Genomic DNA, 22447 nt, shown 5'->3' with positions numbered 1-22447 from the left:
CGGAATGGCCCCTCACAATGTCGACCGTTGGGTGCTGTTCCGCCAGGGGCCGTTGGCTGACACACACCCGGGGCCACGCGCCCGCCGGGTCACGGCCATGCCAGAGAAGCCGGTGCTAACTCGGACGAGGACCCTCTCTCCCCGGAGATGAACTCCCATGCGTTCGACCCTGCTCGCGGGCAGTGTGCTGCTCGCCTTCACCACCCTTGGCTGCGCGTCCGCGTCACCCGATGAGGTCTGCCGCCAGATGGTCGACCAGCTGTGTCAGCGGAACTTCGAGTGCCGGACGGACAAGGACACGGCGGTGTTCCAGTACGCCTACGGCGCCAACGCGGAGGAGTGCAAGTCCAGGTTCTACACCTCCAACGGCTGTGCCGGGCGCACCGAGGACTCGCAGAACTGCGTCGGCTACAACGCCGGCAAGGACAACTTCAGCGCCAGCGGGTTCGAGGAATGCCAGGAGGCCCTGGGCAAGCTCTCCTGCCAGGACTACGTCAACCAGCAGAACGATCCCAAGCTGGCGCCCGCCGCCTGCCGGCAGATGTGCGACTGAGAGGGCTCCCCGGCTCACCGCTTGCGACGGCGACGCCTCGGAGTGCCGAGCCTCCCGGCTGCCTCCACCCAGCGGCCCTGGAGACGCGCCTCGTTCGCGAGCGCCTCGTCCCACGAGGGCCCATCCGGCAGCAACCGCGACGCGTGCTCGAGCGTGAGACGTTCCAGCGCACGCTCCTCGCACAGGCGCCGCAGCTCGTGCGCGTCCAGGCCGCAGGCGGCGAGGTACGCCTCGCGCTCCGCGGGAGGGACGTCCAGGCGCGCCCACCACTCCGACTCGGCCCACGCCACCTCCTCGGCGGTGGGTGAGAGGCCCAACGTCCGGGCCCACCCCGCGAGCAACGCCCGCCGCAACCCCGCCTCGGCCAACTCCACCGCGCCGGGAGTCTCCCGTAGAGCGGCGAGCACGTCCTCCGAGGACACGAGCCCCGCCTCCGTCTCGCACAGTCCTTCCAAGAGGCGGCGGCGGCGCACGTACGAGGACGGTGGAGCACGGCCGGTGCGCTCGCTCACGGGGGCTCGTGCTCCGGAGGCGACGAAGGCCGCGGCCGCCTGGATGCAGGCACGCGCGTCCTCACGTTTGAGATCCTCGATGCCCCCAGCGGCCCACGCCTCCCACTTCTCCCGGGTGGCCGGACGCCAGGCCTCCGCCACGGCCGCCAGCACCCGGGGCCACGTGCGGTCCTGGTAGAAGAGCGCCGCCGCCGCGTCCACCAGGGCCCGGGCCTCGCGAGGAGCGAGCACCCGCGCGCGCTGCGCCAGCCGGGCCGCGTGCCGCACGTTGACGAGCGGCACCGTGAAGGGACGAAAGCCGTGCTCCGCGTCGGCATGGAGCAGCGCCACCTCGGAGTCGTCCACCAGCTCGCCCCGGTGGTACGCCTCGAAGATGTGGCCCACGCCCACCACGCCATGTTCAGCGAGCTCCGCCGCGCGCAGGGCCCCCATGCTGCCGCCGCCGAACACCGCGACCCCGGCATCGAGCGCGGCCAGCAGCTCGTGGTGCCAGACGGAGGGCTGCGCCTCGAAGACGCCATCCACCAGGGCGATGGCCCTCGGGCGCAGGGAGAGCGCCCGCCACACGTCCCCCTGACGGGCCGGTGGCAGCACGCGGCATGGCGCCAGCGCCAGGGCCTCGTCCTCCGGCAACGAGGGGCCGAGAAAGACGACGAGGTCATCGGGACGGGAGGAGATCGGACGGCGTTTCACAGCAGCTCCGAGACGCGCAGGCCCGGCACCACCACGCGCACCACGTGGAGTCCGGGGAGAGGGGCTTCCAGCTCGACGGCCGCGGCCCGGGAGAAACCCGCCTTCGCGAGCCGGGCCAGCACTTCGCGCACGGCCTCCTCCGGCGAGGACACCTCGTCGGAGAGGTCGGGCATGGAGTCCACGGTACGTCGCGGACGCACCTCGGCACAGGCGGTGGCCAGGGCCAGGGAGGCCTCGCGGTCCGCCGCGGCCACGTCCTCGCGCGCACCATGGATGTCGGTCAGACGGGACTGCGCCGCCTCCAGCAGGGCTCCGAGCAGGGCCTGGTCACGCCCCAGCCCGCACGCATAGCCGGCCGCCAGTGGCACCGGCCCCTGGTCCTTGTCCACGAGCAGGGCCCCGCCCACGGGCAGGGCCGCGGCACCAGGAGTCCGAGCGCCAGGGGTGAGGTCGAAGAGGTGGACGTCGAAGCCGCGTTGACGCAATGCGCTCGCGAGCGCCGCCGTCCGAGGCGCGCCCTGCTCCAGTCCACCGGGGCGCAGCAGGCGGGCACGGAGCACCTCCTCCGACCACCCGTCCGGGAGGATGCGCGCGAGCTGATCGCGCTCCGTCGCCTCCAGCAGCGCATGCAGCAGCGCCCGCGCCCGCTCGGGGTGCGCACCCGAGCCGTTGCTCGTCCACTGCACGCTCATCGGCCCGAGCGCTGGTGCCCCCGAGGGCGGGCAGTACACGCCCTGCGCCGGGACGAGCACGGGGCGGCCGGAGTACAGCTCGGATGCCTCGCGCCACGCGCAGCGCACCTCCCGGCTCCACAGGCGGGGAACCACCACGCCCCCCCGGGTGCCCAGGGTGTCGGCGCTCCAGACGACATGGCCCTGGGCCTCCAGGCGCTCCAGCGTTCCCCAGACGAGCCGCTCCAGGGGCACCGTCTCGGCGGCCCACAGTTCCGCCGTCTCCAGGAGGGCCCCGGCCGACGCTGCTTGGAACTCCAACCCCTTGCCGTTGCACACCTGCAGCACATAGCCGCCTGGACGCACCGCGGCGGCCACCTCCACACCGGCGCGATCCAACCCGGTCACCCGCGCCACCCGGGTGACGCCCAGCGCACGGGCGAGCCGATCGAGAAAGCCAGGTGTCAGCGAGGGGGCAGGCGGAAGGGGCACGGTGGAGCTCGGAGGCGGGGAGGCGTGGGCGCAACGGGAGAAGCATGCTAGGGGAGACGGGGCCCAGGAGGCCGAAGAAGATGCTCGAAGTGGGACAAGCCGCCCCGGAGTTCACCGGGACCGATTGCCAGGGACGCGCCTTCTCGCTCTCCGCGCTGAGGGGCCGGCGGGTGGTGCTCTTCTTCTTCCCCAAGGCCTTCACCATCGGCTGTACCGAGGAGACGCGGCACTTCCGGGACAACCACGAGCACCTTCAGTCACTCGGAGCGGAGCTGGTGGGCGTGTCGGTGGACACGGTGAAGACGCAGTGCGCCTTCGCGGAGAAGGAGGACATCCACTTCTCGCTGTTGGGGGACGAGGCCCGCACCATCAGCAAGGCCTATGACGTGCTCTGGCCCGTGCTGAAAGTGGACCGGCGCGTCACCTACATCATCGATCCGAACGGCATCATCGAATCCGTCATCCGCCACGAGGTGCGCGTCTACAAGCACCTGGATGACGTGCTGCGCTACCTGAGGGAGCACCCGCTGCCAGCGGGCACCTAGGAAGCCCAGGAGCAGAGGTACTCGCAGTAACCGTTGCCGCGGGCGCGGCACTTTGGATGGTCGACGCGCACGTCGCGGCCACCGCTCATTTCGATGGCGCGTTGGTGCCAGCCGATGATGGTGAGACAGTCCGCCTCGGTGACGCTCTCCGCGCCCACGGTGCGCAGCACCGCGCTCCGGGCGCCGGCCTTCTCGTAGGTGCGTGAGCCCACCGCGTAGTAGAGCCGGTAGATCTCCGGCGCATGGCTGAGGAGGAAGTGCGGATCCCCCTTGCGGATGAAGACGTGGTGGGGGCCCTGCAGGTTCTCCTCCGCGGAGGCCCGGCCCATCTCGACGAAGGCCCTGGCGCGGTCCTTGGGGGAGAGAGCCCCGGCGATGGCGTCATCGAGACGGAGGTTCAACTCCAACGGGTACCAGCCGATGGGCATGATGACCCCCTCGAGCACCTTGCGGTCCGCAGCCGACAACCGTTGGAACACCTGGTGGAGGCGCTCCACGCCCCCCTGCTTTCTCAAGAGATTGAGGCGTGTGATGAGGACACTTCCCTTGATGCGTGCGGCCGCGCCATCCGATGGCATGTTGCTGGTCCCCCCGATGAGGTGTTCCATTCTGTCAGCCGACAACGGCTGACGGCAACTCAACCGGGGGACCTCGAAATCTCATGACATGCGATTTCCAGCGCGAGCGCCGTCAGTGCGTTTCGAGCTCTCGCAGGCGTTTCTCCAACTCCTCGCCAAGCTCCGTCGGCCTGCGCAACACCGAGGCCATCAGGACCACCGTGCCATTCGTCTGCGAGATACGGGCGTGAGCCTGGCGAACGCCCGCCGACAGCTCCGTTCGTACCTGCTGGTCCTGATCTCGCAACTCATTGCGCGACTGGAAGAATTCTCTCACCAGACGCTCCAGCCAGCCTTCCTGCCCGACCATTCGGGCACTGAGGCCATTCACCTGGGTTTCCACCTTGTCCATCCGGACGCACAGGCTGCTCACCTGCGCTTCCACCTTGTCCATCCGGACGCACAGGCTGCTCACCTGCGCTTCCACCTTGTCCATCCGGACGCACAGGCTGCTCACCTGCGCTTCCACCTTGCCCATCCGGACTTCCAGCGCATCCAAGCGGGCCTCCACCTCGCCCATCCGGACTTCCAGCGCATCCAAGCGGGCCTCCACCTCGCCCATCCGGACTTCCAGCGCATTCAGGCGGGCCTCCACCTTGCCCATCCGGACTTCCAGCGCATCCATCCGCGCTTCCAGCCTGTCCATCCGCGCTTCCAGCGCATTCAGGCGGGCCTCCACCTTGCCCATCCGGACTTCCAGCGCATCCAGGCGCGCCTCCACCTTGTCCATCCGGACTTCCAGCGCATCCAGGCGGGCCTCCACCTTGCCCATCCGGACTTCCAGCGCATCCATCCGCGCTTCCAGCCTGTCCATCCGCGCTTCCAGCCTGTCCATCCGCACTTCCAGCCTGTCCATCCGGACTTCCAGACCCTCCATCCGCGCTTCCAGCCTGTCCATCCGGACACCCAGACCCTGCACGGCCTGCAGGATCTGCATGCCAATGTCGCCGCCCATCGTCTCCGCCATTGTTTCTCCCTCCTCGCCCTCCTGGGCGCACCGTGAGCCGTCCAGGCCCACCACGTGCAAGATAACGGAACGCTCCGACGAAGCGAACCTTTTTCTAACCTTTCAAGTAGGTCTCCTCCCACTACTCCTCAGAACACCCCGAGGTCTGGACACCCACAGGGAAAAACCCCTTTTAACTTTTCGTCGGCTCCGGGGTTTGTAGGGGCGTGAAGGGCGCGGAGACATCCCTGGCGGTGGCGGAGACCGACACCGAACCGAGCGACGAGGCGCTGTGCCGTGCCTTCCTGGCCGGTGACGAGGCGGCCTTCGGCACGCTGGTGGAGCGGCATCGGGCCCTCGTCTTCACGTTGATGCGGCGCTACACGGCCCGGCCCGAGGACGCGGCGGATCTCTCCCAGCAGGCGTTCCTGCGAGCCCTGGAGGCCTCGCGCCGCGTCTTCTCACGCTGGAGCCCCTCGGGCCCCGCGCCCTTCCGGGCCTGGCTGATCCGCATCGCGCTGAACCTGGCGAAGAACCATGCCCGCCAGGGGCTGCGCTGGCGCCGGATGACACTGGTCGAGGTGCCAGAGCCCACGGCGCCAGAAGAATCCGCACAAGAGGCACTGGAGCGAGGCGAGCGGGAGCGCCAGGTACGAGCGGCGGTGCTCACCCTGCCCCGCCGCCAGCGCGAGGTGCTGACGCTCCGGGTGGACGCGGGGCTGGGCTTCCGGGACATCGCCGAGACGCTCGGCATCACCGAGACGAACGCGAAGGTGAACTTTCATCACGCCGTGAAGCGCCTGCGGGCGCAGGTGGCGGGCACGTCCGAGGAGGGACACTGATGGCCACGTGCCGGGACTACGAAGAATCACTCACCCTCCATGCCGCGGGAGCGCTGGAGCCCGAGGAGGAGGCACGGGTGCTCGCGCACCTGGAGTCCTGCGCGGCGTGCAGGGAAGAGGTGGAGGCCCATCGCGAGGTGCTCTCCCTGGCCGCGTTGCCACCACCGTCCGCTCGGGAGGAGGCGGCGCTGGAGGCACTGCCTCGAACCACCCTCAGCCGCTGGCGCAGGACCCTGGTCCAACAGGCGGCGCGCATGCGAACCGCTGGGGCCCTGCTGGCGGTGGCCGCGGCGGTCCTGCTGGTGCTGGGGCCGGTGGTGCGACACCGCACGGCCGTGCCCATACAACCCTCCGTCGAGGTGGAGCTGCCCGACAGCCTCACGGAGGACGCCCGCTCCGCTCTCGAGGAATGGGCCCTGGCGGATCCGCTGACCGAGGTACTCGACCTGACCGAAACGCAACCCGAGGAGTCCGAGCCCGGCGACGAGGCGCTGGACTCCGAGCTGGATGATTTCCTGCCCTCCCTCAATCCAGGAGACTCGCTGTGATGAAGCCCTTTCGACTGGCGGTGCTGACCCTCTCCCTGCTTCCCGTGATGGCGCTGGCCGCTCCACCCAACGAGGGTGACGCGGTGGAGCGCGCGGAGAAGAAGGCGCGGATGATGCGGGTGCTGGGACTGGCGGAGGAGTTGGAGCTGGACGAGGCCCAGGCCCTGAAGATGGCGGAGACGATGCGCCAGTTCGACGAGCGGCGTCGGCCGCTGGTGGCGCAGGTGCAGGAGTCCGCGCGGGTGTTGAAGCGGGCGGCGGATGGGGACGCGTCGGCGAACTCCCAGGTGGAGCAGGCCGTACAGCGGGTGTTCGATGCGCGGATACAGCTCGCGACGTTGGATCGCGACATGTACCAGGTGCTCGCCAAGGACCTGCCTCCGCAGAAGCGGGCGCGGCTCGCCATCTTCATGGCCCGCAACGAGGGAAAGATGGTGCGGCTGCTGAAGCAGGCCGAGCGCGAGGCCCAACGCGAGCAGCGCAGACAGCAGCGGATGCAGCGCCAGCAGCAGCGCGGCACCAGCGGTCCGTAGCACCGCGAGCCCACCGCCCTACACGCGCACCAGCAGGGCCATCTGGTGCGCGCCGATGCCCAGGCCGACGAGGACGAGGTACTTCGTGCGCAGCTCGCGGTAGTGGCGGGCCAGGGTGACGGGAATCGAGGCGATCACCATGTTCCCTCGGTCCTCGAGCGTGTGCAGGTACTCGCGCGGGCGGATCCTCTCGTTCCAGTGGTCGAGCAGCTTGCGCGTGGCCTGGTGCGACACGAGGGTGATGTCCTCCCCGGTGAGACCATGCTTGCGCAGCAGCCGCTCGACGAGCCTCGGCGGCCCATCCATTCCGGAGCTCAGGAAGGCCCGCACGCCCCGGGACGGCTCGAGCCCATACACCGGCGTGTCGAAGCCCGACTCGGGGCGGGGGCGCATGGTCATGGCCCCGTACTCGTCGCTGAAGGTGTCGGCGGCGTAGTCCACCAGGACGAGCCGCTCCCCGGGCCCGAGCACGGCCGCGCCCGCCCCATCGCCAATGCCGAAGGCGTGGCCCTGCGCGTAGTCCACGTTGCGCGTCCACCCCGCCCCCACCGCCACCAGCGCCCGCTCCGAGTGTCCGGCGAGCAGGGCCTCCCAGGCCAGCACGGCACCCATCACGAAGTTGGCGAAGTCGGACTGCACCGGCACCACCAGCGTGTGCGAGCCCAGGCCCATCTCCCGATGCACCTCGTACAGCGCGTTGGGGGAGATGAACTCGGACACGGAGACGTAGCCGTAGAGCCGATCCACCTGCTCCCTCCGCACCCCCGAGGCCTCCAGCGCCGCGAGCCCCGCCCTCGCGGTCAGCGAGGCCAGCGACTCGTCCGGCCCCAGGCAGCGGTGCTCACGGTTGCCGTAGAAGAGTGAAGCCTCGGACACGCCCTGGGCCCGGGCCGCCTCGCGGGTCCGCTCGAAGAGGGGATCATCGCTGCTCCGCACCCGCTCCGGCAGCGCGGCACCAAAACCCAGGAAGGAGATCGAAGGACGCGTCATCACCTCGAAGAGAGTACACCCCGGCCTTCATGTGGTCTCTCTCCCGCCTGCCGGGCGGGGAGGAAGACGGGCGCCGCTGCGAAGCCGGCTCCTGGCCGCTATGGAGAGCGACCTATGAGCGCACTCTCCCTGAGATACGTAGCCCTGGGCGACTCCTCCGGCGTCGGAGTGGGAGCGCGCAATGGGGGCTACGTGGAACACCTCTTCCAGCGGCTGCGCCGCGTCCGCGCGGGCGTGGGCCTGCTCAACCTGGCCGTGAGCGGGGCCACCAGCGCCACCGTCCTCTCCGGACAGCTCCCCAAGGCCACCCGCGCCCGTCCCCACGTGGTGACGCTCGCCGTGGGCATCAACGACCTGTGGCGCGGCGTGGAGCCCCACCAGTTCGAGTCCAACCTCGAGCAGCTCGCACGCGGACTGGTGGGCACGGGCGCCCCGGTGGTGCTCGCCAACCTGCCGGACATGTCCCTCGCGCCCGTGGCGCGGCTGGCCACCCACTTCCTGCCCATCGAGCTCATCTCGGCGCGCATCGCGTCCTTCAACGAGGCGGTGGCACGCGTGGTGTCCCGCCACGGCCTCATCGGCGTGGACCTCCACACCCCCAGCCGGGAGGAGCTGCCCCGGAGCCCTGATTACTTCTCGCCCGATGGCTTCCACCCCTCGGACGTGGGCTACATGCGCATGGCGGAGCACTTCTGGCCCGCCCTGCACACGGCCGCCGAGCGCGGCGCCAGCACCGTGCAAGCCACCGGCTGAGCCGCTCCGGCCGCTCAGTTCCTGCGGCCCTCGAGCAGGTAGGTGATCATCATCCAACGCCGGGGAGCGCTCACTCCGCCTTGTGAGCCTCCGTCGGCGGCGGCGCGGACTGCTTGCGCAGGGCGTTCTGACCGAGCCGCGAGAAATTGATGGAGTCGCCGAGAATCCGGGCCGCCTCCTGGGGCGCGTGGAAGCCGTTGGAGTTCTCCGCCTCCACGAAGTCCAGGTAGAACTGGGCCTTGCGCTGGAAGCCACGGGCCTCGGCCAGCTGGAGGTCGGTAGCACCAGCCAGCTTGCGCTCCTTGATGTCCTGGATGAGGTCCACCAGCGCGTCCATCGCCGTGTTGCGCAGCTTGTGGTGCCGGTCCTGGATGGTCTCCACCCGCCCCTTCAGCTCCTCCTCGGACCACTTGTGGCACGTCTGGCAGGCGCGGCTGATGTTGAGCAGCGGGCTGCGCACGTGGTGGTCGGAGATCTTCATCGCGCCCTCACGCTTGTAGGCCATGTGGCAGTCGGCGCAGGCCACTCCCGAGCGGGCGTGGATGCCCTGGTTGTACATCTCGAACTCGGGGTGCTGGGCCTTGAGCGCCGGGGCGCCCGTCTCGGCGTGGACCCAGTCCTTGTGCCCGTTCTCCTCGTAGTAGGCCATGATGCCATCGATGTTCAGGCCCTTGGCCCAGGGGTACGTCAGCCGCTTCTCCGGACCCTTGAAGTAGTACTCGACGTGGCACTGGCCGCAGACGTACGAGCGCATCTCCTGGCGCGTGGCCTGGGCGTTGACGTCGTAGTCGGGAACGCCCTGGCCCGCCTTGAGCGCGCGCATGCCCTCGATGAAGCCGGGGCGCGTCACCCGGAGCGCCATCGTCTTCGGCTCGTGGCAGTCGATGCACGCCACCGGGTGGTCCACCAGCTTGCGCGCCTCCACGTAGGGCATCTGGTTCATCTTCTCGAAGCCCTTGATGAGGTCGCCGTCTCCCAGCTTCTTGTAGGGCAGGAAGACCGAGCCGTGGCAGTGCATGCACGTACCGGGCTGCTTCGTGACGTGCTGGCGCTCCGTGAACGTCTGGTCGTCCAGCATGTACGCGTGACCGCGCTCCTCGCGGAAGTCCACGGCGAAGGCGTAGCCAGCCCACATCGTCTTCAGACGCGGATCCTCCTCGATGCGCGACTGGGCCACCACCGAGCGCGGATCCACCGAGGTGGGCGTGCGCGGCACTGCCTCGCTGCCGCCGTACTTCGTGCGCACCTGGTCCACCGTGCGCTTGTAGTCGTCGTATTGCAGGGGGAAGTTCTTCCCCCAGACGGCCGGGTCCTCGATGGTGTCGTCCAGCTCCACCACCCGGTAGAAGGGGTTGCGCGCCTCCTGCTTGCGCTCGGAGATGTTCACCAGCAGGGCGGTGGCCGCCACCGCGCCCACGGCCGAGACGAGCGCCGCGAGGATGACGAGCCGGTACCTCCGGAGCCAGGGCTCCGGCTGTGTCGTGGGGTTGCTCATGGTCGGGTCTCCTGAGCCCTCGCGTCCGGCCGGCCGAGCCCTTCCGGGTGGCCCACCGAGTTGTGGCAGCGAAGGCATGAGGTCTCTGGCGCGCCGTGGGAGGCCTCGAGGGGCTCCACCAGGTCGCCGTGGCACTTGCGGCAGGCCCGCTCCGTCACCTCCCGGTTGCCGGGGCGGATCTGGATGGGCTCGTGGAAGTCGCCGGTGGTGAAATAGAACGAGTGCCAGAAGCCATTGGATGCCTTGGTCGCGTACTTCCCGACCAGGCCCGGGGGCGTGTGGCAGTCATTGCAGGTGGCCACGGCATGGTGGCTCGACTTCTGCCAACCCTCGTACTGCTCGCGCATGACGTGGCAGTTGGCGCAGGCGGCGGGATCGTTGGCGAGGTACGCGTAGCCCTTCGCGTAGGTGAAGGTGAAGCCACCGATGCCGATGGCCAGACCCACGCACGCGCCCAGCGTGATGAACAGCCAGGTCCGGGCGTTCGAGCCCCTCCCCACCGTCCCTTCCGCCTCGCGCTTCATGGCCGCACACCCTTCTCCTCGCACCGCGTCCACCGCCGGCTCGCCTTGAGCCGAGACCCGGGGCTTCAATTCCCGGGCCAGGGGTGTACGGGCAGGTGACGGGCGGAAAAGCTGCTGACGCAGTGCAGGATTTGCGTCCGGGGAAGGAAAGGCGGAGAAACTTTGCGCGGGCCACTACGGCGACTCCACCGTGCGCACCTGGAAGTCGTCGAACCAGACGCCTGCGATGGGCGTGGCCAGCCCCGCGAGCCCCGGGCCAGTGATGGCGGCCGCGTCCGAGTCCGTCACCGAGAGGCGGACCTGCCCATTCACCGAGGCGGAGAGCCGCACCGGACCCGAGCCCCACGCGGACAGGGAGAGTGACGTGGGCTCCCAGGCCGAGGCCTGGCCGCTCCGGGCCTCGCCGAGCACGGTGAAGCGGCCGTCCCGGTAGCGGCGGATTTGAATGCGCCCGTCCGGCAGGAACACGAGCGCGTAGCGCGCATCGCCCTGGGCACGCAGCACGACCCCCGCCTCGTCCGCGGCGAAGGCCTGCAACCACGCCCGCACCTGGCAGTCGTCACAGCGTGAGGGCAGCGCGAGGGCGAGATCGTCCCCGTCCGGATGGTCGAGGTCACTCACCGCGTACCGGCCATTCGTCAGCCACAGCCCGCTCAGCTCCCAGTCACGCCCGAGGCTGTCCGACGAGGTGCGCGAGAAGCCGTCACCGAAGAGCAGTTGTCCGGGTTCCGGCGCCGGCTCGGGCTCCTCGGACCCACCTGTCCCCTCCCCTCCCGCGCCCTCCACGGAGAGGGCCACGCGAGCCACCCGGGCGGGCACGCTGTCGGAAGACTCCCCGAAGAAGCAGGGCACCTCGGACGTCCCTTCTGGCAACGTCTCCAGGGCGTTGAGGTAGCCCTTGAAGGTCGCACGCGAGTCGAGCACCACCGGCTCGCTGAAGCGCCCGCCCTCCCACACCCGGGCGTGCAGCTCGTAGTCCGTGTTGGGCTCGCGCATGACGTTGTAGAAGACGTACAGCCTGTCCCCGACGCGGGTGATCGCGGACTGCATCGCCCAGTCCCTCGAGTCCTCCAACAGCGTGCGCGAGCCGAACGTGCTTCCGTTGAAGTGCCGGTAGTAGAGGCGCTCGGTCTCGTCCTTGTAGACGAGGTGCATGCCCCCACGGCCGTCCGCGACCGCGCTCAGCGCGGCCCCGTGGTAGATGCCATCGGAGAAGGCATTGCGCACGGAGCTCCAGATGTCCAGCGGGTCGCCGTCATCGCGGATGCGCATGCGCGTGGGCTCGAAGCCGTCGTGCATGGCGTAGATGAAGACGAGCTTCGAGCCGAGGCTCAGCAGCCGTCCGCCCCCGCGGCGCTTCACGCGGCCCAGGTTCGACTGGCGCTGGAAGCTCGCCCCGCCATTGGTGGAGACGGACACCACGGCGGTGGAGCCGCCATCCGGGTCCAGGCGGAAGGCCTGCACCCACAACCGGCCTCGAGAGTCACGCGCGAGCAGCGCCCGTGTGTAGGCCGTGGAGTCATCCGCATCGAAGACGCGCACGGCTGGCTGGGGAGCCCAGTCGTGGGTGTCCGGCCGGTAGCGCCACCATTGGAAGTACACGTCGTGCTTGCGCGAGGGCTTCAGGCCCGGCGACTCCCACGAATAGACGAGTGCCACGTCCCTGCCCACCACGAGCATGTCGGCCCGGTCGTGGTGACTCCCGTCCGGCTGGATGGCGGCGGCGAAGCGGAACGTGCGTCCCCCGTCCTCCGAGCGGAAGAGGGACAAGCCCCGCCCTCCAGCCCCCTCCTGCTGGACGGCGAGCAGCCAGGTAGGCGGCCGCCCCTCCTCCGTGTCGATGCGCACCGCGTGACGTTGAGCCGGCAAGGTGAGCGCATTGCCCGCGCGCACCGGAAGCAGAGGCGCCGCGCTCGCGAGCAAGGCCGCGAGCAGCGCCGTCGAGAACCCCACCATCCCGTCCCTCCCCCATGTCCCGAGGGGCAAGCTAAAGCACCCTGCCGCAGGAGAGAAGCGTCGGGGCCGAGGCAGTGGGATACCCCGAGCGCCCGGCTGCTCCCGGCCGGGTTCTGGTAAGACGCCGCCCCATGAACCCGCTCGAACTGTCTCCCGCGGATTTCCGGCGCCTCGCCGACCGTCTCTCCACCCTGGCCGAGCAGTGGCTCACGGAGCTGGATGCGCGCACCATCGCCCCCGCCACCACCGGCGCCGCCAGCGAGGCCCTCTTCACCGAGGGATTGCCCGAAGAGGGCTTGAAGGACGCCGCGCTCGATGCGCTCGGCCCCGTGATCGCCGGCACACGCGCCGGCAACGCCCGCTTCCTCGGCTACGTGCTCGGCTCGGGGGAGCCGGTGGGGGCGCTCGGGGACTATCTGGCCAGCGTGCTGAACCAGAACGTCACCGCGTGGCGCTCCGCCCCCACGTTGGTGGGCATGGAGCGCGCGGTGGTGCGGGGACTCGCCGCCGCGGTGGGCTGCCCCGGCTTCACCGGGAGCCTCACGGGTGGGGGCTCGTCGGCCAACCTCATGGGCCTCGCGATGGCGCGCGAGGCGAAGGCCCCCGCCAACGAGGAGGGCTCTCCCTCGGGCGTGGTGTACGCCTCCACCGAGGTGCACATGTCCATTCCCAAGGCCCTGGCGCTGCTCGGCCTGGGACGGAGGAACCTGCGCCTCATCTCCACGGACCCGGAGTGGCGCATGCGCCCCGAGCTGCTCGAGCGCGCCATCACCGAGGACCTCTCCGCCGGGAGGCGCCCGCTGGCCGTCGTCGCCACCGCGGGCACCGTGAACACCGGCGCGGTGGACCCATTGAAGGACGTGGCGGCCATCGCCCGGCGGCACGGACTCTGGATGCACGTGGACGGAGCCTATGGCGCCCTGGCGGCGCTGGCCGTCCCCGAGCACTTCGAGGGCATGACGCTGGCGGACTCGCTCTCGATGGACGCGCACAAGTGGCTCTACCAGCCGGTGGACTGCGGGGTGCTGCTCTTCCGGGACGCCGCCGCCGCGCGCCGCGCCTTCTCCTTCTCGGGCGACTACGTGCGCTCGATGAGCACGGACGCCTTGGAGAGCTTCGCCTTCTTCGAGGAGTCCCTCGAGCTGTCACGCCGGGCCCGAGCGCTCAAGCCGTGGCTGTCCGTGCGCTACCACGGGCTCCGGGCCTTCCGGGAGGCCATCCACAAGGACATGGCGAACGCACGGCGGCTGGCGGAGCTCGTGCGCGCGGAGCCCAGGCTGGAGCTGCTCGCGCCGGTGCCGCTGAGCGCGGTGTGCTTCCGCTACGTCGCGGGTATTCCGGAGACGGAGCGCAATGCGTTCAACACGAGGCTGCTGGCACGCCTCAACGCGCGAGGCCGCGCCTATCTCTCCAACGCCACGCTGTCGGGGAACTTCGCCCTGCGCGCCTGCTTCGTGAACCACCGCACCACGCCGGAGGACGTCCAGACGGTGGTGACCGAGGTACTCGCGGCCGCGACGGAGCTACAGGCCGCGTAGTCCTCGGGTCCGGAATGGCTCAGGGTGAGCCCCTGGGCTGCGTCACCGGAGCACCGCCCGCCGTCCTCCTCTGCACAGGCGGGTTCGGCGGCCGTCCCTCCCCTCTCAGCATCCCGATGAGCCCCGAGCCGAACATGGCCGCCATTCCCCCGAGCGCGAAGAGCAGCACCCAGCGCCAGGCCCTGCGCCCCCGAGGCGGCTCGGCATCCACCGCCGGACGAGGCGCGGGCTTCACCGGGACGGGGCGCTCACGGGCCGGTGCCGGCGTCACGGTGCGCTCCTTCTGCACGATGGGGGCCGGCGTGGGCTCCTTGATGACGAGGGCCGCGGCCTCGCGAACCGCCACGACGCGGGCCGAGGACTCCCGCCTGGGTTCAGGAACGGGCGTCTGAACGACGACGGCGGGAGGAGCCTGCACGACCGCCGGGACGCGAGCAGCCGGCGTCCGCACGGGCTCCCTCATGGGTTCCGGCCCGGGCTCCTGGACAGCAACGGCGGGAGACTCCTGCCGGACCACCGGGATTCGAGCGGCAGGAGTCCGCACGGGTTCCAGCTCGGGTTGCTGGATGGGAGCGACCGGCGCCGGCGGGATCGCCACGACAGGGCCGGACGGGTTCTGCGGTTTGGGGAGCCGCTGGCTCTTCGCTATCTGGAAGAGCGTCGCCGCCTGGGACTCGGGGACCGGGGCGGGCGTCTCCACCCTGGGCGGGGTCGGGGCCTCTGAGACCGGAATCTCGGCTCGCTCGATCGGGGGCTCGGCCACCAACGCGGCGGCGAACTCGCGGCACGAGGCGAAGCGCCGCTCCGGGTCCAGCTCCATCGCCTGGAGAATCGTCGCGGCGAGCTGGCGCTCGAGGCCCGGGTGCGCCACGTGTGGAGGCACGTACTCGGCCCGGACGATCTTCTCCATGATGTTGAAGTCGCTCTCGCCCAGGAAGCACGGCTGCGCGGTGGCCAGCTCGTACAGGGTGATCCCGAGCGAGAAGATGTCCGAGCGGACGGTGACGTTCTCGGCCCCGCGGATCTGCTCCGGGCTCATGTACTGCGGGGTGCCCATGCGCGCGCCCGTGCGCGTTGTCGGCCTGTCCTCGTCGCTGGCGGCCTTCGCGATGCCGAAGTCGAGGATGCGCACCACCCGCCGGCCGCGCACCTGCTCCAGGAAGATGTTGGAGGGCTTGAGGTCTCGATGGATGACGCCCTGCTCGTGGGCGAAGCCCATGCCCTCCAGCACCTGCAGGAAGATGTCGCGCACCTCGTCCGCGGACGGGGGCTGCTGGATGCGGGCCAGGTACCGGTCGAGCGACTCGCCCTCCAGGTAGTCCATCACCAGACCCGCGACACCGGGGGCGGCGACCACGTCCGTGATGCCCAGGATGTTCGGGTGCTTCAGACGCGCCTGGATGCGGCCCTCGTCCAGGAAGCGGGCGCGCAGCTCCGCGTTCCCCACCAGCTCCGGGTCGAGCACCTTGAGGGCATGGACGCTGCCCAGGGCCACATGGCGCACCTTGTAGACGCGCGCCATGCCGCCGCCGCCCAGCTCGCGCTCCACCTCATAGCGCTCGACCACGTTCCCCGGGCTCAACATGCGGCGACTCTACTCCAGCTAGAAGAACTCCCAGGTACCTACCGAGCGGCCCTTCCGGCGCTTGGACGCGATGGAGTACGCATCGATGGCCAACACGGTATTCACGATGGGCACGACACACAGGCCCGCCCCCGTCGTCGTCACCATGAAGATCGTCAGGCCCAGGGCGCACAGGCCCTTGAACACCTGCCCGTTGTACATCTGTCCGAGCCCGCCGAAGCAGAACAGGCTCAGCGCGAGGGCCAGACCGGGAGAGGTCGTGGTGCTGGGGCCAATCTCACCCGGACGGGGCGGCTGCGGCACGGGACCCATCGACCGGGGCGGAACCACCACCGGAAGCGCGGGGCTCGCCGGCCGGGCCGGGGCTACGGGAGGAACCGGGGACGCCATGGGCGCCGGAGGGGGCGTGGGCACCGGAGGCGCCGAAACGGGAGGGGGCGGCACGGATGGCAGGCGCGCGGTGTTCACAGGAAACCGGCCGGAGATCGCCGTTGGAGCGAAGGCCGCCTCGGGCTCGGGCTCCGGTACGGACGGGGTACTCCCCACCTGCGTCACCCCGTAGGAGCGCGAGGGCTTCGCAGGTGCCTCGGCGTTGGGCTCGAGCGCCTTCTCCAGGGCCTCGCGGAAGGCAGCACAGTCCTGGAAGCGCTCGGCCGGGTCCGCGGCCAGCGCCTTGCGGATGCAGCCGGCGATGACGGGCGGCAGGCCCCCCACGACGCGCTCGGGAGGCTCGTAGGTGCCCTCCACGATGCGCTTCATCGTGTCGTACTCGCTCTCCGCATGGAAGGCGACGCGCCCGGTGGCGGCCTCGTAGAGGATGGCACCCAACGCGAAGATGTCGGTCCGTGCGTCCACCTCGGCGGCCCCGCGGATCTGCTCCGGGCTCATGTACAGCAGCGTGCCCATGCGCGCGCCAGTCTGGGTGCGCGCCTTGCCCTCCGAGCCATCCCCCTGCAGCAGCTTGGCGATGCCGAAGTCCGTCACCTTGGGCTGGAGCCGGCCCCGGCTGTCCTTGCCGATGATGATGTTGTCCGGCTTGAGATCCCTGTGGACGACGTTGTGCTTGTGGGCCTCCTCGATGGCGTCCAGCACGGGCAGGAAGACGTCCAGGAGCAGCTTGGGCGCCAGGCCCTGGCCACGGCAGAAGTCACTGAGCGTGGGGCCCTCGATGTAGTCCATCACCAGACCCGCCACCGGGGTGGTGACGATCTCCGTCACCTGGACGATGTGGGGATGGCGCAGGCTCGCCTGGATGCGGCCCTCGGCGAGGAAGCGTCCGCGGATGTCGTCACTGCGGGCCAGGTCCTCGTTGAGGACCTTCAGTGCGTGTGTGCTGTGCAGCCCCAGGTGGCGCACCTGATACACGGCGGCCATGCCGCCCTGCCCGAGCAGCCGGACCACCTCGTAGCGACCATCCAGCTGCGTTCCCGGCTGGAGGAGGTTCATGTCACCCCTTCTACGCTCACCCGTCATGGGGATTGCCTCCGCCTATCCCAACAGCCCGAGCACGCCGGATTTGTCGGGCCCGGACGCGAGCACGTCCTGGGGCGTGCACTCCGGACACCCGTTCGGGCATTTGCAGTTGGCCAGGATGGCACGAACCCACTTGAACGTGTCATCGACGAGCGCCAGGTCCAGCGCCTCGGCCACGCCCATGCCCTGGAGGTGCCGGTCCACGACCACGATACCGGCCGGGGCCTCCGGGAACATCCCCGCCCCCACCGGCACCACGTCCATGTCCTCGTCGTTGGAGAGCAGGTGCGCCACCAGCACCCCGTCCGCCGAGCGCGCCAGGTGGAAGAGGACATTCGGCGTGGTGGCGGCGGGGAAGAAGACGCCGCGCACCCGGGTGCGGTAGCGGCAGCTCACCGCCCCCACGTCCACCCTGCCCGGCCGCCCCACCTGCGAGTAGCCGGTGACGCTCTCCACCACCGTCGCGTCCAGCGTGCACACCTGGTACACGCACCGCCCCGTGCGCACCGTCTGCGGGGACTCCACCACGTGGGCGGACTCGAACTGGATGCGCAGCTGCGGCTTCGTGAGGGGCCGGTCGTTGGGCACCGGCTTGACGCGCAGCTCGTTGCGCTTGGTGTCCAGCGAGTGCAGGGGCACCTCGTAGCGCGCGTCGCCCACGGCGAACACCCGGCCCGGGTAGTAGCGCGTCTCCACCAGCAGCCGGTCCACCTCGGTGAGGAGCTGGCCGCTGTGCACGTCGAGGATGCGCACCACCTGCTCGCTGACGGTGCGCCGCAGCGGGTTGACGGCCTCGGCCACTCCGGCCGGGACGACGGGGCTGCGCACGGGCTCGCGGCCCTGCGCCAGCCGCACCACGTGACGCTCGGGACGGAACTTCGGCCCCAGCACCTGCTCCACGCGCGAGCGGCCGAAGACGGCCGCCAGGGACTCCACGTCCTGCGTGCCCTCCTGCATCGCCGCCTTGAGGTGGGCCGTGGCCAGTGCTCCATTGTGGTAGCCCACGAGCGCCCTCGGCGGCATCAGCATGCCGTGGCGAGCCAGCCCATCCAGGTTGCCGTCCCGCGTGAGGAAGCGTGTCACCGGGTTGTCCGCGAGGCCCCACAGCGCGTCATGGGCCTGCCCGTCCGCCAGCGGCACCCGGTGCGGGAGCGCCCGGTACGCGGCCACCAGCCACGCCTCGTCCAGCGTGCCCACCGAGGCCACCCCAAAGAGGGACACGTCGCGGACGAAGCGCAGCTCGCCGCCCCAGAAGTCCACGGCCTTGAGGTCGAAGGCCCCACCCGGGTCTCCCACCGCCGCGGGCAGCTTCGCCCCCACCACCGGCTCCAGGGCCCGGCGCACCCAGGGCGTGCCCGGCTGGGCCCGGAAGCCCTCGGCCACGCGCCAGACGCGCACCGGGGCCGCGGCGCGCGGAGCGAAGGGCACCTCGCGCACGGAGATGCCCGGGAACATCTGCTCCACCAGTCCGCGCGTGCCCGCGCCCCCCACGCCCGTGGCCAGCACGTTCCACCGAGCCCCGGCCGCCGACAGCGCCAGCTCCAGCCGCCGCAGGGTGAACATGCGGTGCGTGGAGGCGAGCGGCGTCCCCCGGTCCACGCGAGACAACAGCACCAGCCCCACGGAGCGGGCCCACGAGCGGCCACAACCCCCGCGCGTCTCGGCGAGCGCGCGGATGCCCCCGGCGGACAATTGCTCCACGTCCAGGAAGACGGCGGCCGGCATCCGGTTGCCCGCGAAGGCCTCACGCATCGCCGCCTCGCCGGCCAGCAACGGCCCCGAGGGCCACGAGCCACTGCGCGAGATGGCCTCGAGCACCGCGTCGCGCAGGGCCTCCGGCTCATCGCTGATGACGAGGCACGGCAGACCCTCGCGCTGGAGCGCGAGCAGCACGCACGAGGTGAGGAAGTGCCGCTCCGTCGGATCGGGCAGGTCGCCCACCAGCCAGCCCTGCTGGGGCGACCCCCAGGCACTGGCGATCTCCTCCAGCGCCCGGGGAGGAGCCCCGAGTGCACCGGCATCCCGCCACGCGGCGGCGCTCCAGGCCGGAGCGGCATCCGCGTTGCTCGCGCCCTGTGTCGCGAGCAGCGGGCGCGCGCTGGCGTCGAGGGCCCCCAGCTTCCGCCAGAGCGCCGGGACATCCGCGCGCACGGGAGCGGGCACCTGCGGACGGGGAGCCTCTTCCTTCACGGGAGGAGGCGAGAGACGCTCGGCGCGCGTCCACACCGCGAGCGCCATGCACAGCATGGGCAACACGGCGGCCACGTCGAGCAGCGCGCGAGGCCGTGCCTGCCGCCACGCTCCGTCCACGGCGATGAGGGCCAGCACCGGCACCACGACCAGGACCAACGCCAGCGGATCCGCGAGCGGCACACGGAAGGGTATGCCGAACTTGCGGTTCGCCTCCTGGAACGCGAACACCGCCACCGCGAGCAGGAAGAGGGCGGCATGAGGCAGTGCCAGCAGCAGGACGGCATCCACGGGGAACCACGTCATCGCGGTGGCGCCGTGGGTCAGCGCCTGCTCGAGCGCGGAGAGCCAGCCGAGCGGCCCGTCATGCATGGAGGCACTGGCGGCCTCCACCAGCCGGGTGGCGAGCACCAGGGCCAGGGAGAAGAGGACGCCCTTGCCCACGGGAAGGGCGGCACGGCGCCAGCGGGAGTTGGGACCGGGACCCACCACCAGCGCCGCCAGGGCCCAGGCGAACACGGGCGTGATGAGCACGAGGCCCCACACCATCAGATAGGCGACCGTCGCCAGGACGGCCGGATGGGGGAGTTGCAAGGTCATCGCGTACCTCGCGGGGCCGCCACGGCCGGCTGCGGCATGGAACGAGCGCCTCGAACGACCTCCTCCACGGAGAGGCCCTCCCAGGTGCGGAGGAAGATGACGCGCGCGGCCTTCGAGGGAGACCAGAGCACGGGGAGCCGGGTGGGCACGTCCCGCAGCCCGGCGTCGAGCGACTCGCGCCCCGCCGACGGAGCGATGACGAAACCCTCGCCGGGACGGATGCCGAGCACCGGATCTCCATGGGCGTTCAACGGCTGGCACGGAGGAGCGAGCATCGCCCCCATCCGCGAGCCGAAGTCCCGCAGCACGTCCGCCGCCTGCTGTCCGCCCTCGGCGTCATCCAGCACGCTGCGCTCGGCGAGAGGCCGTACCTGACGGCGGCTCAGCTCGGTGATGCGCTCGGGGTCGCCGCACGGGACGTCCTCGAGCAGCCCGCCCTCGGGCCAGGCACCTTCGAGGAGCCGGTCGGCCCAGACACGGTCCTCGGAGATCTCCCGGCGGGCGGCGATCCACCGGCTGAGGACCTCCGGAGGCATGAGCGAGCCATGGAGCAGTCCCCCCGCGCCGAGCAGCGGCCCGAGGTCATCCAACCGGGCCTCGGCGGCCGGGTTCACCCCGAGCGCCTGAAGCTCCTGGCGCTTGCGATCCCTCGCCTCCAGGAGCGCGCGGCGAACGGCCTGCAACCGGGCCACGGCGTTCTCCAGGGCGAGGATGGCACCCCGGCGGGCACGCTTGCGGCGCACCACGAGCTGCAACTCCGCCTGCTTCGCGCGCCGCCCTCCCCCACCGCGGCTGACGAGCGACTCCAGCGCATCGCGCCGGAGCTTCAGCACACGGCGCACTTCCTTGCGGGTGTGGTTGCCGACGAAGTAGAGCCACCCGCCCCCGGTGCCCAGCGCGGCGAGCGCCCCGAGAATCCACGGCAGGGCCTCGCGCCAGTCGAAGCCGGTGGCGGCCGGAGCGGTGGGCGCGGCTACCTGGAGCGAGGGCGTGCCACCCGCGGGCACCACGGCCGGAGTCATGAGGGACAGCGTCCCGAAGGAGACGCCCAGCAGCACGGCCAGCGCGAGCGCCGCGGCGGCCGCGAGCGCCAGCCGCTTCGAGGGCAGCTCCAGCAGGGCGTGCTCCAGCTCCTCGCGGTGCGGATCCGGAGGAGGGCCCGGAGGCTGGGAGGGGTCCAACTTCCGCAGGGTCGCCTCCTCCTGGGCCTGCTCGTCGTGGAGATGAGCGATGACGCGCTTCAGCCCCTGCTCGACGGCGGGGAGCTGGAACAGGCCCGAGGTGGGCCCGAGCGAGGCATCGAACACCGCCTGGATGCCCTGCTCCACCGAGGCGGCCACCTCGGCCTCGGCGCGGTCGAGCGCGCGGAAGGTCTCGTCGGTGCGGGCCTGGTCCACGGTGGTGGGCGCGGCCTCCACCGAGGCCGGTTTGAAGAGCCCGGAGTGGTTGGCGCGGATCTCCTCGGGGGTATCGAGGGGCCCCACGCGGATGTCGGCGGGCAGATCCACCGGCGAGCGGGACAGCTCGGCGGCGAGGCGCCGGGAGAGCTGCGCGGCCTGGCCCTCGACGAAGGGCGCGAGCCAGCGGTCATGTTGAAGCGCGGAGACGGCCCCCATGGCCAGGGTGGCGTCGGCCACGGGCTCCTGCACGCGCGTCACCAGCACGCCCAGTCCGTCATAGGCGGCACGGGCGGCGGCATAGGCACGCAGGCGGGACTCGGGCAGCTCCACCGAGGCCAGCGAGACGAAGCCCACGAGCCCCTCGTCACGCGCCGGGTGGGCCATGCGGCGGGACACCTCATCCTCGGTGCGCAGCCCCGAGGCCACCATGCCGAGCGCGAAGGAAGCGCACGAGGACACCATCTCCTCGGAGGTGAGGGTGCCAGCGGCGGTCTGCTGGGACACGAGCCAGATGCGGGCCACCAGGGGGAACACGGGGCGGGCGCGGGCCCAGCTCTCCAGGGCGGCGAGTCGAGAGAGGGCCACGGACGCGCGGGGGTTGGACAGCGCCGGCACCTGCACCACGAGGTGCAACGTGGCGGTGCGCTGCTCCGGAGGCCGATCCGGAGGGAACATGGCGCCATAGCCCTCGGCGAGCAGCCGCGCGGCCTGCTCGCACGCGGTGAGCAGGTCCTCGCCGCCGCCCTGCAGCGCGGCGGCGAAGGCGACGATGTCCAACCGTTGGTCGCGCCGCTCGCCCGAACCACGGCCCGCGCGCAGCAGATCCTCCAACAGGGGCTGGAGCCCCGCGGCCACGCCCGAGGGCTCGCAGCGCAGCACACCCAGCAGCGGCGAAGAGGCCTCCAGGGACTGGAGGGCGCGGCCGATGACCTCGTGGCCGAAGCGCCCCAGCCCGAGGAGGACGGTGGGGTACGAGACGGCGGCGTCCAAG

At 70.9% G+C, this 22447-nt stretch carries 19 protein-coding genes; 7 read left to right on the top strand and 12 right to left on the bottom strand.

The window, feature by feature from the left end; translation table 11 throughout:
* The first annotated feature begins 157 nt into the window (after nt 1-157).
* Nucleotides 158-553 carry a hypothetical protein gene (locus NR810_RS18255; RefSeq protein WP_257454020.1) on the top strand — a complete coding sequence of 132 codons (396 nt, stop codon included), beginning with the start codon at nt 158-160 and terminating at the stop codon, nt 551-553.
* Between the two features lie 14 nt (nt 554-567).
* On the opposite strand, the gene NR810_RS18250 is transcribed toward NR810_RS18255, so the two are convergent.
* A complete protein-coding gene (locus NR810_RS18250; protein ID WP_257454142.1) occupies nt 568-1743 on the bottom strand; it encodes a TfuA-like protein in 1176 nt (391 codons plus the stop codon).
* Between the two features lie 11 nt (nt 1744-1754).
* The gene (locus NR810_RS18245) at nt 1755-2921 is read right to left on the bottom strand and encodes a YcaO-like family protein (RefSeq protein ID WP_257454019.1); all 1167 of its coding nucleotides are present in this window, start codon (nt 2919-2921) and stop codon (nt 1755-1757) included.
* Nucleotides 2922-3001: 80 nt separating this feature from the next.
* Between NR810_RS18245 and NR810_RS18240 the strand changes: the two genes are divergently transcribed.
* Nucleotides 3002-3466, top strand: coding sequence for a peroxiredoxin (locus NR810_RS18240; protein ID WP_257454017.1), 465 nt, complete (start codon nt 3002-3004; stop codon nt 3464-3466).
* Here the strand turns inward: NR810_RS18240 and NR810_RS18235 are convergent.
* Together NR810_RS18235 and NR810_RS18230 are read right to left on the bottom strand one after the other, a co-directional pair.
* On the bottom strand, nt 3463-4044 hold the full coding sequence (locus NR810_RS18235) for a TIGR02265 family protein (RefSeq protein WP_257454015.1): 582 nt from the start codon (nt 4042-4044) through the stop codon (nt 3463-3465). The genes NR810_RS18240 and NR810_RS18235 overlap by 4 nt on opposite strands.
* Nucleotides 4045-4156: 112 nt before the next feature.
* Nucleotides 4157-5050, bottom strand: coding sequence for a tropomyosin (locus tag NR810_RS18230; RefSeq protein WP_257454013.1), 894 nt, complete (start codon nt 5048-5050; stop codon nt 4157-4159).
* Nucleotides 5051-5277: 227 nt separating this feature from the next.
* Between NR810_RS18230 and NR810_RS18225 the strand changes: the two genes are divergently transcribed.
* Genes NR810_RS18225 through NR810_RS18215 form a run of 3 tightly spaced genes read left to right on the top strand, consistent with a single transcriptional unit; the run spans nt 5278 to nt 6952 of the window.
* Nucleotides 5278-5871 carry an RNA polymerase sigma factor gene (locus NR810_RS18225; protein WP_257454140.1) on the top strand — a complete coding sequence of 198 codons (594 nt, stop codon included), beginning with the start codon at nt 5278-5280 and terminating at the stop codon, nt 5869-5871.
* A complete protein-coding gene (locus NR810_RS18220) occupies nt 5871-6419 on the top strand; it encodes an anti-sigma factor family protein (protein ID WP_257454011.1) in 549 nt (182 codons plus the stop codon). Before NR810_RS18225 ends, NR810_RS18220 begins: the two co-directional genes overlap by 1 nt.
* A complete protein-coding gene (locus NR810_RS18215; protein ID WP_257454009.1) occupies nt 6419-6952 on the top strand; it encodes a hypothetical protein in 534 nt (177 codons plus the stop codon). Before NR810_RS18220 ends, NR810_RS18215 begins: the two co-directional genes overlap by 1 nt.
* A gap of 18 nt (nt 6953-6970) precedes the next feature.
* Here NR810_RS18215 and NR810_RS52140 read toward each other — a convergent pair whose 3' ends face one another.
* The gene (locus NR810_RS52140) at nt 6971-7942 is read right to left on the bottom strand and encodes a 3-oxoacyl-[acyl-carrier-protein] synthase III C-terminal domain-containing protein (RefSeq protein WP_306818278.1); all 972 of its coding nucleotides are present in this window, start codon (nt 7940-7942) and stop codon (nt 6971-6973) included.
* A gap of 114 nt (nt 7943-8056) precedes the next feature.
* Between NR810_RS52140 and NR810_RS18205 the strand changes: the two genes are divergently transcribed.
* The gene (locus NR810_RS18205) at nt 8057-8695 is read left to right on the top strand and encodes an SGNH/GDSL hydrolase family protein (RefSeq protein WP_257454007.1); all 639 of its coding nucleotides are present in this window, start codon (nt 8057-8059) and stop codon (nt 8693-8695) included.
* A 70-nt stretch (nt 8696-8765) separates the two neighbouring features.
* Here the strand turns inward: NR810_RS18205 and NR810_RS18200 are convergent, their stop codons facing one another.
* From NR810_RS18200 to NR810_RS18190, 3 genes are all read right to left on the bottom strand, one after another.
* Nucleotides 8766-10190, bottom strand: a complete 1425-nt coding sequence (locus NR810_RS18200; protein WP_257454005.1) for an ammonia-forming cytochrome c nitrite reductase subunit c552 — start codon at nt 10188-10190, stop codon at nt 8766-8768.
* Nucleotides 10187-10714: a cytochrome c nitrite reductase small subunit gene (gene nrfH / locus NR810_RS18195; RefSeq protein ID WP_257454002.1), complete on the bottom strand. Its 528-nt coding sequence runs from the start codon at nt 10712-10714 to the stop codon at nt 10187-10189. Before nrfH ends, NR810_RS18200 begins: the two co-directional genes overlap by 4 nt.
* 174 nt (nt 10715-10888) lie before the next feature.
* Entirely contained in the window at nt 10889-12670 is a 1782-nt protein-coding gene (locus tag NR810_RS18190; protein ID WP_257454001.1) for a hypothetical protein, read from the bottom strand.
* 131 nt (nt 12671-12801) lie between these two features.
* Here NR810_RS18190 and NR810_RS18185 point away from each other — a divergent pair, with 131 nt between their 5' ends.
* Nucleotides 12802-14208, top strand: a complete 1407-nt coding sequence (locus NR810_RS18185; RefSeq protein WP_257453999.1) for a pyridoxal phosphate-dependent decarboxylase family protein — start codon at nt 12802-12804, stop codon at nt 14206-14208.
* 19 nt (nt 14209-14227) lie between these two features.
* Here NR810_RS18185 and NR810_RS18180 read toward each other — a convergent pair whose 3' ends face one another.
* Genes NR810_RS18180 through NR810_RS18165 form a run of 4 tightly spaced genes read right to left on the bottom strand, consistent with a single transcriptional unit; the run spans nt 14228 to nt 22446 of the window.
* Nucleotides 14228-15793 (bottom strand): serine/threonine-protein kinase, encoded by a 1566-nt coding sequence (locus NR810_RS18180; RefSeq protein WP_257453997.1) that lies wholly within the window; start codon nt 15791-15793, stop codon nt 14228-14230.
* Between the two features lie 18 nt (nt 15794-15811).
* Complete coding sequence (locus NR810_RS18175; RefSeq protein ID WP_257453995.1) at nt 15812-17239, bottom strand: serine/threonine protein kinase; 1428 nt, start codon at nt 17237-17239, stop codon at nt 15812-15814.
* A 42-nt stretch (nt 17240-17281) separates the two neighbouring features.
* Complete coding sequence (locus tag NR810_RS18170) at nt 17282-20056, bottom strand: DUF1998 domain-containing protein (protein ID WP_257453994.1); 2775 nt, start codon at nt 20054-20056, stop codon at nt 17282-17284.
* Nucleotides 20053-22446, bottom strand: a complete 2394-nt coding sequence (locus NR810_RS18165; protein WP_257453992.1) for a hypothetical protein — start codon at nt 22444-22446, stop codon at nt 20053-20055. Before NR810_RS18165 ends, NR810_RS18170 begins: the two co-directional genes overlap by 4 nt.
* Between the last annotated feature and the right edge of the window lies 1 nt (nt 22447).

Source organism: Archangium lipolyticum (assembly GCF_024623785.1).
GTDB lineage: Bacteria > Myxococcota > Myxococcia > Myxococcales > Myxococcaceae > Archangium > Archangium lipolyticum.
Note: the sequence above shows the minus strand (reverse complement) of the source record. Positions and strands in the feature narration are given on the sequence as shown.